Annotated in this window: 15 protein-coding genes; 4 read left to right on the top strand and 11 right to left on the bottom strand. The window is 60.3% G+C overall.

What is annotated here, in order from left to right:
- Positions 1 to 93: 93 nt before the first annotated feature.
- The 3 genes from AC07UI_RS10925 to AC07UI_RS10935 all read left to right on the top strand — a co-directional run bounded on the left by AC07UI_RS10925 (position 94) and on the right by AC07UI_RS10935 (position 3828).
- Positions 94 to 636, top strand: a complete 543-nt coding sequence (locus AC07UI_RS10925) for a YaeQ family protein (protein ID WP_494992515.1) — start codon at positions 94 to 96, stop codon at positions 634 to 636.
- Between the two features lie 66 nt (positions 637 to 702).
- Positions 703 to 2412: a single-stranded-DNA-specific exonuclease RecJ gene (recJ, locus tag AC07UI_RS10930; RefSeq protein WP_494992516.1), complete on the top strand. Its 1710-nt coding sequence runs from the start codon at positions 703 to 705 to the stop codon at positions 2410 to 2412.
- A gap of 309 nt (positions 2413 to 2721) precedes the next feature.
- Positions 2722 to 3828 carry an NADH:flavin oxidoreductase/NADH oxidase gene (locus AC07UI_RS10935; protein ID WP_494992517.1) on the top strand — a complete coding sequence of 369 codons (1107 nt, stop codon included), beginning with the start codon at positions 2722 to 2724 and terminating at the stop codon, positions 3826 to 3828.
- Between the two features lie 192 nt (positions 3829 to 4020).
- On the opposite strand, the gene AC07UI_RS10940 is transcribed toward AC07UI_RS10935, so the two are convergent.
- The 11 genes from AC07UI_RS10940 to AC07UI_RS10990 all read right to left on the bottom strand — a co-directional run bounded on the left by AC07UI_RS10940 (position 4021) and on the right by AC07UI_RS10990 (position 16862).
- Complete coding sequence (locus AC07UI_RS10940; RefSeq protein ID WP_494992518.1) at positions 4021 to 5640, bottom strand: glucan biosynthesis protein D; 1620 nt, start codon at positions 5638 to 5640, stop codon at positions 4021 to 4023.
- A 492-nt stretch (positions 5641 to 6132) separates the two neighbouring features.
- Positions 6133 to 6423 (bottom strand): type II toxin-antitoxin system RelE/ParE family toxin, encoded by a 291-nt coding sequence (locus tag AC07UI_RS10945; RefSeq protein ID WP_494992519.1) that lies wholly within the window; start codon positions 6421 to 6423, stop codon positions 6133 to 6135.
- Positions 6386 to 6649, bottom strand: a complete 264-nt coding sequence (locus AC07UI_RS10950; RefSeq protein WP_494992520.1) for a CopG family ribbon-helix-helix protein — start codon at positions 6647 to 6649, stop codon at positions 6386 to 6388. Before AC07UI_RS10950 ends, AC07UI_RS10945 begins: the two co-directional genes overlap by 38 nt.
- A 271-nt stretch (positions 6650 to 6920) precedes the next feature.
- A complete protein-coding gene (locus AC07UI_RS10955) occupies positions 6921 to 8405 on the bottom strand; it encodes an APC family permease (RefSeq protein ID WP_494992521.1) in 1485 nt (494 codons plus the stop codon).
- A gap of 224 nt (positions 8406 to 8629) precedes the next feature.
- Positions 8630 to 10054: a gamma-aminobutyraldehyde dehydrogenase gene (locus AC07UI_RS10960; RefSeq protein ID WP_494992522.1), complete on the bottom strand. Its 1425-nt coding sequence runs from the start codon at positions 10052 to 10054 to the stop codon at positions 8630 to 8632.
- A 49-nt stretch (positions 10055 to 10103) separates the two neighbouring features.
- The gene (locus AC07UI_RS10965) at positions 10104 to 10931 is read right to left on the bottom strand and encodes an ABC transporter permease (RefSeq protein ID WP_494992523.1); all 828 of its coding nucleotides are present in this window, start codon (positions 10929 to 10931) and stop codon (positions 10104 to 10106) included.
- A complete protein-coding gene (locus tag AC07UI_RS10970) occupies positions 10921 to 11853 on the bottom strand; it encodes an ABC transporter permease (protein ID WP_494992524.1) in 933 nt (310 codons plus the stop codon). The genes AC07UI_RS10965 and AC07UI_RS10970 overlap by 11 nt, the downstream gene beginning before the upstream one ends.
- Positions 11854 to 11866: 13 nt before the next feature.
- Positions 11867 to 12904: an ABC transporter ATP-binding protein gene (locus tag AC07UI_RS10975; protein ID WP_494992525.1), complete on the bottom strand. Its 1038-nt coding sequence runs from the start codon at positions 12902 to 12904 to the stop codon at positions 11867 to 11869.
- A gap of 210 nt (positions 12905 to 13114) precedes the next feature.
- Positions 13115 to 14266, bottom strand: a complete 1152-nt coding sequence (gene ydcS, locus AC07UI_RS10980; RefSeq protein WP_494992526.1) for a putative ABC transporter substrate-binding protein YdcS — start codon at positions 14264 to 14266, stop codon at positions 13115 to 13117.
- A gap of 87 nt (positions 14267 to 14353) precedes the next feature.
- Positions 14354 to 15844 (bottom strand): gamma-aminobutyraldehyde dehydrogenase, encoded by a 1491-nt coding sequence (locus tag AC07UI_RS10985; RefSeq protein WP_494992527.1) that lies wholly within the window; start codon positions 15842 to 15844, stop codon positions 14354 to 14356.
- Between the two features lie 103 nt (positions 15845 to 15947).
- Positions 15948 to 16862: a LysR family transcriptional regulator gene (locus AC07UI_RS10990; RefSeq protein ID WP_494992528.1), complete on the bottom strand. Its 915-nt coding sequence runs from the start codon at positions 16860 to 16862 to the stop codon at positions 15948 to 15950.
- A 195-nt stretch (positions 16863 to 17057) separates the two neighbouring features.
- Here AC07UI_RS10990 and AC07UI_RS10995 point away from each other — a divergent pair, with 195 nt between their 5' ends.
- On the top strand, positions 17058 to 17780 hold the full coding sequence (locus tag AC07UI_RS10995) for a tellurite resistance TerB family protein (RefSeq protein WP_494992529.1): 723 nt from the start codon (positions 17058 to 17060) through the stop codon (positions 17778 to 17780).
- Positions 17781 to 17949: the final 169 nt, after the last annotated feature.

The raw sequence follows: 17949 nt of genomic DNA on the forward strand, positions 1-17949 counted from the left end.
CATCTGGCTAAAGGATGATGAGTCGCGGGAGTCGTTGATTAGCCTTCGCATCGGTTAGACTTGCCGCCTTTCCTCGTATCAAGAAGCGCGTTCATGGCCCAGCCGTCCACGACCTACAAATTTGAACTGAACCTTACTGACCTCGATCGTGGGGTGTATGAAAGCGTCAAACAGACCATCGCCCGTCATCCTTCGGAGACTGAAGAGCGGATGACCGTGCGCCTGTTGGCCTATGCCTTCTGGTACAACGAGCAGCTGTCCTTTGGCCGTGGTCTGTCAGAAGTAGACGAACCTGCCTTGTGGGAAAAAAGTCTGGATGACCGTGTCCTGCACTGGATCGAAGTCGGCCAGCCGGATGCCGATCGCCTGACCTGGTGCTCGCGTCGTACTGAACGCACCAGTTTGCTGGCCTATGGCAGCCTGCGTGTCTGGGAAACCAAAGTGGTCCCAGCCGTGAAAAACCTGAAAAACGTCAACATCGCCGCCGTGCCGCAAGAGATTCTGGAAGTGCTGGCCAAGGACATGCCGCGCGCTATCAAGTGGGACGTGATGATCAGCGAAGGCACGATTTTCGTGACCGATGATCGCGGCCAGCACGAAGTCCAGCTGCAGTGGCTGACGGGCGAGCGCGGCTGATTCTTCGCCGCTCGTCTGCATCATTCTGTTTCATCCCTTTTCTTGAAGAGAAGCACCCCTCGCCCCATGCGTATCGAACCCCGCCTGCTGCCCGCTACCCTGCCGTTTCTCGGTGACCTGCCGCCGCTGCTGACGCGTCTCTACGCGGCGCGTGGTGTGCAGTCCGAGGCTGAACTGGACAAGAGCCTGGCGCGTTTGATTCCCTATCAGCAGCTCAAGGGCATTGAGGTGGCGGTGGATTTGCTGGTGGTGGCACTGGAGCAGCGCCAGCGCATCCTCATCGTCGGTGACTTCGATGCTGATGGCGCGACCGCCAGCACGGTCGGCATGCTCGGATTGCGCCTGCTGGGCGCCGCCCACGTCGATTATCTGGTGCCCAATCGCTTCGAATACGGCTACGGACTGACCCCGGAAATTGTCGCGGTGGCCTTGCAGCGCGAACCACAATTGCTGATTACCGTGGACAACGGTATCTCCAGCGTCGAAGGCGTGGCGGCGGCGAAAGCGGCGGGGCTGACCGTGTTGGTCACCGATCACCACTTGCCGGGGCACGAGTTGCCTGCCGCGGACGCCATCGTCAATCCGAATCAACCGGGTTGCGAGTTCCCGAGCAAAGCGCTGGCCGGCGTCGGGGTGATTTTTTATGTACTGATGGCGCTGCGCGCTCGTCTACGCAGCCTGGGTTGGTACGAGAGTAGACCGCAGCCGAACATCGGTGAGTTGCTGGATCTGGTGGCGCTGGGCAGTGTGGCCGACGTGGTGCCGCTGGACGCCAATAACCGCATTCTGGTGCATCAAGGGCTTGAGCGGATTCGCGCCGGGCGTGCACGGCCGGGACTCAAGGCAATCCTTGAAGTCGCCAAGCGCGACCATTCGCGAATTACGTCCACCGACCTTGGGTTCATTATCGGCCCGCGTCTGAATGCGGCAGGGCGACTGGATGACATGAGCCTGGGCATCGAATGCCTGCTCAGCGAAGACAACGCTTCAGCGCGGGAAATGGCGACCCAGCTCGATGAGCTGAACCAGGATCGCAAATCCATCGAGCAAGGCATGCAGCGCGAAGCCCTGGCTCAACTCAAGGACTTGCCGCTGGAGTCGATGCCGTTCGGCTTGTGTCTGTTCGAAGCCGATTGGCACCAAGGCGTCATCGGTATCCTCGCTTCGCGTATGAAAGAGCGCTACCACCGCCCGACCATCGCCTTTGCCGATGCGGGTGAAGGCATGCTCAAAGGCTCGGCGCGTTCGGTGCCGGGGTTTCATATCCGCGACGCATTGGATGCAGTGGCGGCGAAACATCCTGAGTTGATCAGCAAGTTCGGTGGCCACGCCATGGCGGCGGGGCTGTCGCTGCCGGAGCAGAACTTCCCGGCGTTTGCCGAGGCGTTCGACACCGAGGTTCGTCGGCAACTGCGTGAGGACGATTTGACCGGGCGGCTGCTGTCTGACGGTACGCTGGCAGTCGAGGAGTTCCATCTGGAACTCGCCCGCGCCTTGCGCCACGCCGGTCCTTGGGGCCAGCACTTTACTGAACCGTTGTTCCATGGCGTGTTTCAGTTGGTCGAGCAGCGCATCGTCGGTGAGCGGCATCTCAAAGTGGTGCTCAAAAGTGAATGCGGCTCGCTGAAACTCGATGGTATTGCATTTGGCATCGATCGCGAGATCTGGCCGAACCCGACCATTCGTTGGGTCGAGCTGGCCTACAAGCTTGACCTCAACGAGTTCCGCGGGCAGGAAACCGTGCAGTTGATGATTGCCCACATCGAACCGCGGTAGTCAGATCGCAGATCGTTCCCACGCTCCGGCGTGGGAATGCAGCCCGTGACGCTCCGCGTCACAGAGGCGGACGCAGAGCGTCCATTGAGGCATTCCCACGCGGAGCGTGGGAACGATCAAAATCGGGTTCTTTAGTTTTCTGAACCCTCCCTCATTCTCGGTTGTCGACTAGGCTCTAAACACTGTCTGATTGTGCCTTGTGACGTCTTCTCATTTTTTGCCCGCGGGGGCGGGTGCTGCATCCTTCTTGTCACTCGTCGACTTTTCAAACAGAACCCTGGAGCCTGACCACTGATTGAGAGGTGCCCCATGAGTCTGCTGCTTGAACCCTATACCCTTCGTCAATTGACGCTGCTCAACCGCATCGCGGTCTCGCCAATGTGCCAATACTCCTGCGTCGATGGGCTGGCCAATGACTGGCATCTTGTTCATCTCGGCAGTCGTGCCGTGGGCGGTGCCGGTCTGGTCTTTACCGAGGCCACGGCGGTGGCTGCCAACGGGCGCATCACCGCTCAAGACCTTGGTCTGTGGAACGATGAACAGATCGAACCCTTGCAACGCATCACTCGTTTTATCACCGCCCAGGGCGCTGTCGCCGGTATCCAGCTGGCCCACGCCGGGCGCAAGGCCAGCACCCATCGGCCATGGCTGGGCAAGCATGGCAGCGTGAAACCGGCCGACGGCGGCTGGACTCCGGTCGGCCCATCGCCGATTGCCTTTGACCCCGAACACAGCGCACCGATACAACTGAATGAAGGACAGATCGCCGACGTCATCCAGGCCTTCGTCGATGCCGCCAAACGCGCCTTGGTCGCCGGATTCAAAGTAGTCGAAGTGCATGCTGCACACGGTTACCTGCTGCACCAGTTTCTGTCGCCCTTGAGCAACCAGCGAAGCGATCAATACGGTGGCTCTTTCGAAAACCGCATTCGTCTGGTGCTGCAAGTGACCGAAGCGGTGCGCACGGTCTGGCCTGAAGAGTTGCCACTGTTTGTGCGGGTGTCGGCCACCGATTGGGTCGAAGATGGCTGGAACCCGGATGAAACCGTGGAGCTGGCGCGACGTCTGAAAGCCTTGGGTGTAGACCTGATTGATGTGTCCTCGGGCGGCACCGCGGCCAACGCGGAGATTCCAACCGGGCCGGGTTACCAGACGCGCTTTGCCGAGCGTGTGCGCAAGGAGTCGGGTATCGCCACCGGGACTGTCGGTTTGATCACCGAGCCCGCTCAGGCCGAGCACATTCTGCGTACCTGTCAGGCTGACATCATCCTGCTGGCTCGGGAGCTGCTACGCGATCCTTACTGGCCGCTGCATGCCGATGACGACCTGGGCGGACACAAAGCCATCTGGCCGGCGCAATACCAACGGGCGACTCACCGCGATCAGCCGATTCATGAGTCGGATTTGCGTGAATAAACGCATTTGTAAAAAGCCAAAGCCCCGGTCGCGAGACTGGAGCTTTTGCTTATCCAGCTGAACGTTTTATGGGGCTTGCTGCCGTCATCGCGAGCAAGCTCGGCTCCTACAGGTACCGCGTCATCCTTGTGGGAGCCGAGCTTGCTCGCGATGAGGTCAGTCCAGGCACCGACGATCTCAAGGCTGACCCTGTCAGGTGTATTTGCGCTTATCCGGTGCTGGCGGGAAATACTGATACAGCCAGGTCTCGCTCAACGTCCGGTCATGGGTACGAATGAACAGCCGCAACTCCACCGCAGCTACGCTATCGTCGGTGGGGTACCAGTCGAAAGTCACTCGATAGCCTTTGATGTCCGGCAACTGCAGGACGTTGAAGTCTTTCACCTGGCCGTTCGACGCCGTGACGATCGGCTCGATGGCAGTTCCTTCGGGCAGGCGATCCAGACCGCCGCCAGTAAAGTCGACAGCAAAACGCCGCGCCCAGACCTCAGGATAATGCTCGCCCGGTGCCCATCCCTCGATGAAGCCACCCATGCCCGAGCGCGTCGCATTGACCTGCGCCAGCGGTGTGCTGACGGGTGGCAGAGCGCTCCAGTAGAGTTTGTAGCCGTAGTTCAGCGAGTCGCCTGCTGCGACGGGCTGCTTGGGTGTCCAGAAGGCCACGATATTATCGAGGGTCTCGCCCGTGGTCGGGATTTCCAGCAGATCGATAGAGCCTTCACCCCAGGCAGTGGTCGGCTCGACCCATAGACTCGGACGGCGGCTGTACCAGTCCACGGTGTCCTGATAGCTGACGAACTCGTGATCGGTCTGGACCAGACCGAAACCTTTCGGGTCTTTATCGACGAAGGCATTGAATTGCAGCGTCGCCGGGTTGTTCAGTGGCCGGCAGATCCATTCGCCGTTACCGCGCCACATGGCCAGACGGTCGGAGTCATGGATTTGCGGATGAATGGTGTCGCACATGCGCCGTTCATGGGTGCCGCAGCTGAACATGCTGGTCATCGGCGCGATGCCCAACTGCTCGATGGCGGTGCGCGCATTGACATGCGCGTCGACGGCCATCACCACCTGATTGGCCTGGCAATCGATATCGAAGCGATAAGCGCCGGTTGCGCTGGGCGAGTCGAGCAAGGCGTACACCACGAATCGGGTACTGTCCTTGTCTGGTGTTTCGAACCAGAACCTGGTGAAGTCAGGAAACTCCTCTTTGCGTTTGGCGTAAGTGTCGATCGCCAGCCCACGCGCAGACAAACCGTATTGGCCACTGGCATCCACTGCACGGAAATAGCTGGCGCCGAGGAAGGACAGCACATCGTGCTTGTCCAGCTCCGGGGCCTTGAACAGCTTGAACCCGGCGAAACCCAGGTCTCCCTTGAGCTGCGAGGTGTCGACGCTGGTCTTCCGGTAGTTGAACAGTGATGGCCGGAAGTGCACTTCCCGCGCCTGGCGGGTCTTGGGGTCGACGCTGTACATGCGCACCGGTTGCTTGAAACCCATGCCGACATGGAAAAACTGCACGTCCAGTTGGCCATTCAGCTCATTCCACAGCGAATGATTGGCGTCGTACTGGATCGCGTTGAATTGCTGCGGCGCCATGTTGGCGAGGGTCGGCGGCAACACCTGCTTGGCATCCAGGTAACGATTGCCTGCCAGTTGCCTGGCTTGGGCCTTCAACGTTTCGAAGTCGAACGTCTGAGCCTCGCCATCGGCGGTGCCGGCCCAGGCGCGAGCGGCCAGCAGGCCAGTGGCCGACAGACCGGTATAGGCGGCGATGGCCATGGAGGCTTTCAGGAGATTCCTGCGGTGCATAAATAAAACCTGTCTTGGATGATCCCGCGCCGTTACTGGCTGCGTGATGAATCAGAAATTGAGGTTCGGACATGTCTTGGGCCAAACGCAACGGACGCTTAACAGATAACAAAGAGCGCCAGCCGTTCGCAATGAATTGAAAAAAACACTGAGGGCTCAGGGGCAAGCCTGCACAAATGATCAGGCAATCCGCCGCCAGGCGGGCAAGGCCATGATAGTCACAGACCGCAGCAAGCATTCAAGCGGGCCATATGGATGGCAGCGCATCCACCGTGTGCTCAACCACACTTATACGGCGTACGTTACGATCACCATCAGCATGATCACAGGCGGGCCTTTGAATCAGTTGCGGCGCTGCCGGACAGCGGTTCGCGGTCATCGTTAACGTCCTTGCAGAAGATGAACCACCAGGCGTTGCAGAATGCGGAGTGGCCTGATGCAGTTACCCGGAGCAGGGATCGAGCAGCAGGCCTTTGTTCAATTCAGCCAGCATTACCAATCCTGTATTCGCTCTGTTCTCTGATGCAAAACCCGCAATACATGAATTTGTCCGTGCATCGGGCGATAAGGAGCAATAAACGGATACTCAGTTATGGCGAGTTCACGCAGATCAGGCATCACGGAAGGTCTGCCTGAGCCGGGGAACAGTTCAAGTTGACCGAATAATTCCAGAATGTTTGTTATCACATCGTTGGCTGCAGAAAAGCCAATCAAGTCGCGGTAATACTCATGGATAGCATCAAGATCACTCTCCGCTTTTTCGGTCAGTACGACTTTCGGCACGGTTTGCCCACTTAGCCTTTACGGCGTCCAGATCGGTCAGTTTGCCAGCGTTGGCATCGGCTATGCCTTCGCTGATGGCTTGTAGATGCCAGGACTCGGCTTCCACATAACGAACCAGTGCACGCTTGAGATGATACTGGCGGTCGCGATCGGTCGCGGCTGCAAGCTGATCCAGTTGCTGGGCAAGGATCTCTTCGACACGAAAGGACAAAACGGGCGAGGCCATGTTGGCTCTCCTGAAAAGGTGTATACGTTGTAGACGATGTAAACACCGTAGGCCTTGCCGAGACTTCAGTCAACCGTTGCTATGTGCACTGTCGTCAGCAAACCTTAGCGGGGCTGTGTCGAAAGAGAGTGACCGATATGTTGCCAAATGCTTGGGTGGTCATTCGTTCCGCCACTACCCTCCAGGCTTCATCAATCGCTGTATGGGTAAATAGGCTCCATTGCGCATCTGAGTCACCCCGGCAACCCAAACGATACCGGGGCGAAAGGAGTTACCGGCTGATTTTCCAGGCATCGCCGGCCGGGGCGGTGCCGTGGTCGTACGGCTTGCCGAGCCACATGTAGAGCAGGCCCAGGCCGATAACGATGGCGGTGCTCAGCACCATGGCGTAGTTGATGTACCACGCAGCGTCTGGCGTACGCGGCCAGGCCATGTTGATGATTGCACCGACACCGTAGACCAGCGCACCGATGTTCACCGGCAGGCCCCAGGCCCCGAGAGTGAATTTGCCGCTGGGTCTCCAGCCGCGGGCACGGGCGTAGAGGGCGGCGAGAACGATCATCTGGAACGCCAGGTAGATACCGATGGCGGCGAAGCTGACGATGGTCGCCACTGCGTCTTGCAGGAAAAAGCCCAGAGCGATGATCAGCGCCGGCAGGATACCGGATACGAACAATGCGGCAACCGGAACCTGAGTGGTCGGCGAAATCCGTTTCAGCAGGCTGCTGCCGATGACCATTTCGTCCCGGGCGTAGGAATACAGCAGGCGACTGGCCGCCGCTTGCAGGCTGATGACGCAGGAGATGAAGGAAATCATCACCACACCCATCACTACTTTCGAACCAACAGGACCGAAGGCGTTGCTGAGGATGGTGGTGACCGGGTCTTTGTCGGAGCCATTGATCACTGCTTGCATGTCCGGCACGGCGAGGATCAGTGCCAGGCAAGCGAACATCGCCGCGATGCCGCCGATGTAGATGGTCATGCGCATGGCCACCGGGATCTGCTTGCTCGGGTTCGGGGTTTCTTCGGCCACGTCGCCGCAGGCCTCGAAGCCGTAGTAGAGAAACATCCCTGCCAACGAGGCGGTGAGGAAGGCCGGCAGGTAGGAGCCGTCAACGCGGATATCAAAGGTGTTGAACAACACGCTGAGCGGTTGATGACGCTCGAATACCAGCAGGTACACCCCGACGATCACCGCGCCCACCAGCTCGCAGAGGAAGCCGAACATGGCGATACGCGCCAGCACTTTGGTGCCGCTGAGGTTGACCAGAGTGGCGAACAACGTCAGCACCAGAGCGATGATGATGTTGGTGTTGTTGCTTGGTTCAAAGCCCATCATCGCCGCCAGATAGGGGCCGGCACCGACCGCAACGGCGGCGATGGTTACGCACAGGGCGATGGAGTAGATCCAGCCGACCATCCACGCCCAGCGCTTGCCGACCAGGCGGCGGGCCCAAGGGTAAACCCCACCGGAAATCGGGAACTGTGAAACCACTTCACCGAAGATCAGGCACACCAGCAATTGCCCGCAGCCGACCAGTAAGTAGGCCCAGAACATCGGTGGCCCGCCGGCAGCCAGACACAGGCCGAACAGGGTGTAGACGCCTACCACCGGCGACAGGTAAGTGAAGCCCAGGGCGAAGTTTTCCCACAGGCTCATGCTGCGATTGAAGTTCGAGGTGTAGCCCAGTTTGCGTAGCTGCTCGGCATCGCTGTCGGCGGCTAATGCAGAGAATTCGGGTGATGCACTCATAAGGTATTTCTCCGGAAAATCGGCAGATTTCGGATGTCCGAATCCGTGGCGGGGCCATGACGGCCCAACCCGGTTCGGTGGTTATTGTTGTGGTTTCGTTGGTGTGGAACCTGGTGGTGCGTATCGCGAAGTCGTCCTTGAACTCGCGGTGACGCCATCGCGGGCAAGCCTCGCTCCTACGGGGCTGCGCAGACCTGTAGGAGCGAAGCTTGCTCGCGATGCTTTTAGTGCTTGAACATCACATGCCGCACGGTGGTGTAATCCTCCAGCCCGTACATGGACATGTCCTTGCCATAACCGGACAGTTTCTGCCCACCGTGAGGCATTTCGCTGACCAGCATGAAGTGCGTGTTGACCCAGGTGCAGCCGTACTGCAAACGCGCCGCGAGGCGGTGGGCGCGGCCGACGTCGGCGGTCCAGACCGAAGACGCCAGGCCGTAGTCCGAAGCGTTGGCCCAGCCCAGCACCTGCGCTTCGTCTGTGAATCGGGTCACTGACACCACCGGCCCAAACACCTCGCGCCGGACGATCTCGTCGTCCTGTTGGGCGTCGGCCAGCACCGTCGGTTCGAAGAAGAAGCCGTTGCCTTCCACGGCCTTGCCGCCGGTGATCAAGCGAATGTGCGGTTGTGCCAGCGCACGCTCGACAAACCCGGCCACACGGTCGCGATGCTGAGCGGTGATCAACGGCCCCAGCTCGGTTTGCGGGTCATCCTGCAAGCCGTACTTGATGGTGCTGACGGCCGCGCCGAGCTTTTCGACGAACCTGTCGTAGATGCCTTCCTGGGCATAGACGCGGCAGGCGGCGGTGCAGTCCTGCCCGGCGTTGTAGAAACCGAAGGTCCGAATGCCTTCCACCGCGGCATCGATGTCGGCGTCGTCGAAGATGATCACCGGGGCTTTGCCACCCAGTTCCATGTGCATGCGTTTGACGCTGTCGGCGGTGCTGGAAATGATGTTCGCGCCGGTGGCAATCGAGCCGGTCAAGGAGACCATGCGCACTTTCGGGTGAGTCACCAGCGGGCTGCCGACACTGGGGCCACGGCCAAAGACCAGGTTGAGCACACCGGCCGGGAAAATCTCCGAGGCCAGTTCCGCCAGACGCAATGCGGTCAGCGGCGTTTGTTCCGAGGGCTTGAGCACTACGGTATTGCCGGCGGCCAGGGCCGGGGCGATTTTCCAGGCGACCATCATCAGCGGGTAGTTCCACGGCGCGATGGAGGCGATTACGCCGACCGGGTCACGGCGGATCATCGAGGTGTGGCCGGGCAGGTATTCGCCACCGGCCGTACCGCCCATGCAACGGCTGGCGCCAGCGAAGAAGCGGAACACATCGGCAATCGCCGGGATTTCGTCGTGCAGCGCCGCGCTATAGGGTTTGCCGCAATTGTCCGATTCCAGTTTGGCCAGTTCTTCGCCGTGGGCCTGGATGGCATCGGCGAGTTTGAGCAACAGCAGCGAACGCTCTTTGGGCGGGGTCTGTGACCAACCTTCGAACGCCGCATCGGCGGCACACACGGCGGCGTCGACCTGGGCTTCGCTGGCTTCGTTGATTTCCACCAGCACACGGCCCAACGCCGGGTTGAACACGGGTTGGCTGGCGCCTTCACCTTCGACCAGTTGGCCGTTGATCAGCAGTTTGGTTTGCATGGCTATGTCCTCTCTTGCAGCGAATTCATTGTTGGATTTGTAAGACCGATCATTTGCCGCCGCTCCCGGCCACGCTTTCACCGCCACGGGTCAGGTAGTAGGCGCCAAGGATCGGGAACATGGTCACGAGCATCACCAGCATCGCCACCACGTTGGTCACCGGCACATCGCGTGGGCGGCTGAGTTGGTTGAGCAGCCACAGCGGCAGGGTGCGCTCGTGGCCGGCGGTAAAAGTGGTGACGATGATTTCGTCGAACGACAGGGCGAACGCCAGCATGCCGCCGGCCAGCAACGCCGAGCCGAGGTTCGGCAGGACGATGTAGCGAAAGGTCTGCCAGCCGTCGGCGCCCAGATCCATCGAGGCTTCGATCAAGCTGTAAGAGGTGCGGCGCAAACGGGCGATGACGTTGTTGTAGACGATCACCACACAGAAGGTCGCGTGGCCGACGATGATGGTGAACATGCCCGGCTCGATGCCCAGGGTCTTGAAGGTCGCAAGCAGGGCGATGCCGGTGATGATCCCCGGTAAGGCGATTGGCAGGATCAGCATCAGCGAAATGCCTTGTTTGCCGAAGAAGTCACGCCGGTACAAAGCGGCCGAAGCGAGGGTGCCGAGGACCATGGCGATCAGCGTGGCAATAGCGGCGATCTGCAGTGACAGCTTGATCGCGTCCAGCACGTCCGGTCGCAAAAAGGCCACGCTGAACCACTTCAGGGTGAAGCCCTGGGGTGGAAAGCTGAAGGCTGCGTCTTCAGTGTTGAAGGCGTATATGAAGATGATCAGGATCGGGAAGTGCAGGAACACCAACCCGCCCCAGGCGGCCAGTCGCAGGCCCAGGGAGGCCTTTTCCCCATGCTTTTCTGAATCAGAGCGCATCGAAGGCCCCCAGACGTTTGACGATGGACAGGTAAATGGCGATCAGCACGATTGGCACCAGGGTGAAGGCGGCGGCCATCGGCATGTTGCCGATTGCACCCTGCTGGGCGTACACCATGCTGCCGACGAAGTAGCCCGGCGGGCCGACCAGTTGCGGCACGATGAAGTCACCCAGGGTCAGCGAGAAGGTGAAGATCGACCCGGCCGCAATGCCCGGGATCGACAGCGGCAGGGTCACTTGCATGAAGGTCTGTCGTGGTCTGGCCCCGAGGTCGGCGGAGGCTTGCAGCAGCGATGGCGGTAGACGTTCCAGCGAGGCCTGGATCGGCAGGATCATGAACGGCAGCCAGATGTAGACGAACACCATGAAGCGTCCCAGATGCGAGGTGGACAAGGTGCTGCCGCCGACGCCGGGAATGCCGAGCACGAACTGCAACACCGGCTCCAGCCCAAAGTGTTGAACGAACCACTGCGCGACGCCGCCCTTGGCCAGCAGCAGGGTCCAGGCGTAGGCCTTGACGATGTAGCTGGCCCACATCGGCATCATCACCGCGATGTAGAAAAACGCCTTGGTCTTGCCCGTGGTGTAGCGCGCCATGTAGTAAGCAATGGGGAACGCGACGAAGGCGCTGGCGATCGATACGACGACGGCCATGCTCAGGGTGCGGGCGATGATGTCGAAGTTCGACGGCTGGAACAGCGCCGTGAAGTTCGCCAGGGTCAGGTCGGGAGTGACCGCCATGGTGAAGTCATCGAAGGTGTAGAAACCCTGCCAGAGCAAGGTCAGTAATGAACCAAGATAGATCGCGCCGAACCAGATCAGCGGCGGCACCAATAACATCGCCAGGTACAGATTGGGTCGGCGATACAGCAGGTCGGAAAACCTGCGCAAGGGTGAACCGCTGGCGGGGGAGGAGGTCATGGCCGGGCTCATGTCACACCTCGCTCGCAACGGTGTCGGTCAGGTTGGTCATGGCTTCGCGCGCCCAGCGTGCGGTGATCCGTTGCCCGGTCTGGTGCTGGGCGCAGCTGTCCAGCCATTGATTGTTGGCCTGGCTGATGTTCAGGGTCTGGCCGTTTTCCAGTTTGAGTTCGTAACGGGTGGCGCTGCCCTGGTACTGGATGTCGTGAAGCAGGCCGCTGACTTCGATTTCGTGGCTGGCCGCAGGACCGTCAGCGAAACGCACATGTTCCGGGCGAATCGAGAAGGGCTTGGTACTGCCGCTCAACTGTTGGGCCAGCTCGCCACGGATAACGTTAGAGGTGCCGACGAACTCGGCGACAAATGTGGTGGCCGGTTTCATGTAGAGGTTGCGCGGGGTGTCGACTTGCTCGATGCGGCCCTTGTTGAATACCGCCACACGGTCGGACATTGACAGTGCTTCAGTCTGATCGTGGGTGACGAAAATAAAGGTGATGCCGAGCTGGCGTTGCAGCTTCTTCAACTCCCCCTGCATTTGTTCGCGCAACTTCAGGTCGAGGGCGCCCAGGGGTTCGTCCAGCAGCAGCACCCGAGGACGATTGACCAGTGCGCGGGCCAGGGCGACTCGCTGGCGCTGACCACCGGACAGTTGCACCGGCTTGCGTTCGCCGTAACCGCCGAGGGCGACCATGTCGAGGGCTTCTTCGGCGCGCATCAGGCGTTCGGTCTTGCCGACGCCCTTGACCTTCAAGCCATAGGCCACGTTGTCCCGTACGTTCATGTGCGGGAACAGGGCGTAATCCTGGAACACGGTATTCACGTCACGCTGATACGGCGGCAGCCCGGCGGCTTCTTCGCCATGAATGCGGATCGAGCCGGCGCTTGGTTGTTCGAAACCGGCAATCAGGCGCAGGCACGTGGTTTTGCCCGAGCCGGAAGGGCCAAGCATGGAAAAGAACTCGCCGTCCTGGATGTCGATGGAAACCCGGTCAACGGCTTTCACTTCGCCGAACTGACGGGAAACGTTGGTAAACTGGACTGCAAGCGTCATGGTGCGGTGCTCCAAAAAGGCGAAAGCCGTCGCAGCGGCCCTTGCCTGGACTTCTGAGAAATCTGAATATCGATCGATCGTTCCCACGCTCCGCGTGGGAATGCCTCACCGGACGCGCAGCAATCGCTTCGGCATGTAACGCGGAGCGTCACTGGCTGCATTCCCACGCAGAGCGTGGGAACGCGTTGTCAGTAGCTACCGGAATGACTTTTAGCGACCGCCCATGATCGCGATGTAGTCCTGGGTCCAGCGGCTGTATGGCACGAACTTGCCGCCCTCGGCCTGCGGGGTTTTCCAGAAGGCGATCTTGTCGAACTGGTCGAAACCGTTGGTCTTGCACCCTTCAGCACCGAGCAACTCGCTCTCTTTGCAGGCCGCCGGAACCGCTGGCAGCGAGCCGAACCAGGCGGCTACGTCACCCTGGACCTTGGGTTGCAGGGACCAGTCCAACCACTTGTAGGCGCAATTGGTGTGCTTGGCATCGGCGTGCATCATGGTGGTGTCGGCCCATCCAGTTGCGCCTTCCTTAGGGATGGTCGAAGCGATCGGCTGTTTCTCGTTCATCAGGCCGTTGACCTGATACGGCCAGGCGCTGGAGGCCACCACGCCTTCGTTTTTGAAGTCACTCATTTGCACGGTGGTGTCATGCCAGTAGCGGTGGATCAACGGTTGCTGGGCTCGCAACAGATCAAGCACGGCTTTGTACTGGGTTTCAGTCAGTTCATAAGGGTTCTTGATGCCCAGTTCCGGTTTGCTCGACTTGAGGTACAGCGCCGCGTCGGCGATGTAGATCGGGCCGTCATAGGCCTGCACACGACCCTTGTTGGACTTGCCGTCCGGCAGGTTCTGCGCATCGAACACTACGGCCCAACTGGTGGGCGCCTGCTTGAACACAGTGGTGTTGTACATCAGCACGTTCGGGCCCCACTGATAGGGCGCGCCGTAGGTCTGCTTGTTGACCACGTACCAAGGCCCGTCCTTGAGGCGTGGATCGATGTTCTTCCAGTTCGGGATCAGCGCGGTGTTGATCGGCTGAACACGCTTGCCAGCGATCAAGCGCAAGGAGGCGTCGCCGGAAGCGGTGACCAGGTCGTAACCGCCCTTGGCCATCAGGCTGACCATTTCATCGGAGGTGCCGGCGGTTTTGACGTTGACCTTGCAGCCGGTCTCTTTCTCGAAACCGGTCACCCAGTCGTAGTTTTTGTCGCTCTCACCACGTTCGATGTAGCCCGGCCAGGCCACGATATCCAGTTGTCCTTCGCCGGCGCCAACGGCTTTCAGCGGTTCGGCGGCCTGGATGCTGGCGCTGGCCAGCAGTGCGGTGGTGATTGCACTGAGCAGTGCGGTCTTGTGCACGAACATGGGGTTCCCTCTTCTTTAATTATGGTCGGGGCAGTTGGTGAACGTGGTGAAGCCAGGCCTTTTGAGGCTATTTATTGGAGTAGTGCGTTAATTCAGGTCATTGCCGTGGCGCGCCATGATGTGCCGCACCACGCTGTAATCCTGTAGCGAATCGCTGGACAGATCCTTGCCATAGCCTGAGCGTTTCAAGCCGCCGTGGGGCATTTCGCTGACCAGCATGAAATGGCTGTTGATCCAGGTGCAGCCATACTGCAAACGCGCCGCGACCTGCATCGCCTTGTCCAGATTCTGGGTCCAGACCGACGACGCCAAGCCGTACTCGGAGTCGTTGGCCCAGTCCACTGCTTGCTCCAGTGCTTCGAAGCGGGTCACGGTGACGACTGGGCCGAACACTTCACGCTGGACGATTTCATCACTCTGTTTGCAGCCGGCGAGCAGGGTCGGCTGGTAGTAGAAACCCGCGCCGGAATGCACGGCGGCGCCGGTGACGCGCTCGATGTGCGGCTGACCAAGCGCGCGTTCGACGAAGCTGGCCACGCGGTCGCGCTGACGGGTGCTGATCAGCGGGCCGATCTCGTTATCGGTGTCGCGTTTGCCGGCAAAGCGCAGGCTGCTGACGGCGGCGCCAAGCTCGGCGACCAGGCGATCATGGATCCCGGCCTGGGCGTAAATCCGGCAAGCCGCGGTGCAGTCCTGCCCCGCGTTGTAGTAGCCGTAGCTGCGCACACCTTCGACCACGGCTTGAATGTCGGCGTCATTGCAGACGATCACCGGCGCTTTACCGCCGAGCTCGAGGTGGGTGCGTTTGAGGGTTTTCGCCGCGGCCTGGAGGATTTTCTGCCCGGTGACGATATCGCCGGTCAGCGAAACCATGCGTACTTTCGGGTGGCTGACCAAATGGCTGCCGACGCCTTCACCGCCGCCGCAAATGATGTTGATCACCCCGCGGGGCAGCAATTCGGCCAGCGCCGGGGCCAAGGCCAGAATCGATAGCGGTGTGTGTTCGGATGGCTTGAACACCAGGGTGTTGCCCGCCGCCAGGGCCGGAGCGATTTTCCAGGCGGCCATCATGATGGGGTAGTTCCAGGGGGCGATCGAGGCGACCACGCCAATCGGATCGCGACGGACCATGCTGGTGTAGCCCGGCAGGTATTCACCGCTGAGCTGGCCAGTCTGACAACGCACGGCGCCGGCGAAGAAACGGAACACGTCGACCGTGGCGTTCAAGTCGTCCTGACGCGCCAGGTGCAGCGGCTTGCCGCAGTTCAGCGATTCGAGGCGGGCGAGGTGATCGGCCTGTTTTTCAACGGCGTTGGCGATGGCCAACAAAATGTTCGAGCGTTGCTGCGGGGTGGTTCGCGACCAACCGGCAAAGGCGCGATGGGCAGCCAGAACGGCGCTTTCAACTTGTTCGGTACTGGCTTCGGCGATATGCGTCAGCACTTCACCCGTGGTCGGGTTGAGAATAGGTTCGACAAAACCCTGGCCTGCGACTAATTCACCATCGATCAATAAAGCGGTGAACAACGGGGTCTGCACGCCAGCCATTTTTCGGGTTCTCTTTTCTTGTGTGGCCATGGTGCTCCCCTGGGACTGGAGCCCGGCCCTCTCTTATAGATGCACAGAGACTAGTGGCCGGAGCTACGGTCGACAAATACTAAATACTGAAGGCTACGTTCGATTAAATAGATGGCTTGCGCCCGGCGTGGGGTTGCTCGCGGGCCACGGTCAGGAATGGGTCCACCAACGCGGGGCGTGCGGTGCCGCGACGCCAGGCCAGGCCGACGTCCAGGGTCTGGCTCAGGTCCGCCAGTGGCCGCGCCTCGATGATGTCGCCCTCCAGTGACCACGGGCGGTAGGTCATGTCCGGCTGAATCGACACACCAAGACCGGCCGCCACCAGGCTTCGCACCGCTTCGGTCGAGGCTGTGCGCAAGGTGATGCGTGGCTGCAACCCAGCGCTGGACCACATGCGCTGGGCGTTGCGGTCCATTTCATCGACGTTGAGCTGTATCAGCGGTTCGCGGGCGACGTCGGCGAGGTTGATGCTGTCGTGCTCCAGCAACGGGTGCTGAGCCGGCAGCCACAGGCGATGGGGTGAGTGGGTGAGCACCTCGGTTTGCAGGGCGTGGCGGTCTTCCAGGTTAGAGAGGATCAGCACCCCGACATCGATTTCACCGCTGACCAGCAAATGCTCGATATACGGGCGCTCATCCTCCATCACGCGGATTTCCACGTTCGGGTAGGCACGCTGGAAGCGGGTGAGCAAATCGGCGAGGTAGTAACCGGCCACCAGGCTGGTCACGCCGACAATCAACTGCCCGGCCACCTGGTCGGTGCTTTGTTGCAAGCTACGCTTGGCGTTGTCGACCGTGGCCAGGATCAAGTGCGCCTGGCGCAGGAACTGGTGACCCTGGTGGGTCAGGGTCATGCCCTTGGCATGTCGATTGAACAGGTTGACGCCGATTTCCTGTTCCAGTTGCTGGATTGCCAGGGTCAGTGTCGATTGGGAAATATAGACCGCCTGGGCGGCGGCCGAGATCGAGCCGGTTTCGGCCACAGCGATGAAGTGGCGGATTTGACGCAAGGTCATCATGGGGGAATTACCGGTTAGACGGTTTTATAGATTTGCTTGAGTGTATATCTTTTTAATCGATGGTCTGGTTCAGGACCGGGGCTTCGGTCAGGGCCAAGCAACATCTGGAAGCATTCTCGCCACGTGGAGGAGGGCGCTTCGATCTACGCTGTGGGCCTCAATGATCTGGTTAACCCCCGGTTTTGGAGGTGGCAAATGAATACACGCAGATTGCTCGATCAGTTGCTCAAGTCCGGTCAGGACATATTGCAAAACAAGGCCGGCGGCACTCAGAACAAATCGGTATCGGATAACGGCGCACTGGGCAGCTTGCTCGGCGGCAGTTCGGGCGGGCTTGGCAGTTTGCTCTCAGGCGTTGGTGGCGGCGCGCTGGCGGCGGGCGCGATGGGGCTGTTGCTGGGAAACAAAAAAGCCCGCAAGTTTGGCGGCAAGGCACTGACCTACGGCGGTCTCGCCGCGTTGGGCGTTTTGGCCTACAAGGCATACGGCAATTGGCAGGCACAGCAGGCTGGCGCACCACAGGCTGAGCCGCAAACCGTCGACCGCTTGCCGGCAGCGCAAGTTGAATTGCACAGCCAGGCGATCCTCAAGGCGCTGGTCGCTGCCGCCAAGGCCGACGGCCATGTCGATGAACGCGAGCGAGCGCTGATCGAGGGCGAATTCACCAGGCTGGACAACGATCAGGACCTGCAACGCTGGCTGCACGCCGAACTCAACAAACCCCTGGACCCGGCCGATGTCGCCCGCGCCGCCAGCACCCCGGAAATGGCCGCCGAGATGTACATCGCCAGCGTGATGCTGGTGGATGAAGAGAACTTCATGGAGAAGTCCTATCTGGATGAACTGGCGCGCCAGCTCAAGCTTGAGCCAGGCTTGAAAGCCGAACTGGAGAAACAGGTGCGCCAGGTTTCGCTGTGATCAGAGAAAGCGGGGGAATCGAAAGGATCGTCACTTTCTGCCCCACAGTAGCCATCCAGAGCAGATGCTGACTTTCTTCACCCTGGGTGAGACGTGGTGCGCAACCCACTGCTAAATGATGAGCCGCCCTCGGCTATACTCCCCTCCATTTGAATGCCCCCCCGAGGAT

The sequence above is a fragment of the Pseudomonas sp. GW821-FHT04C07 genome (assembly GCF_059420325.1).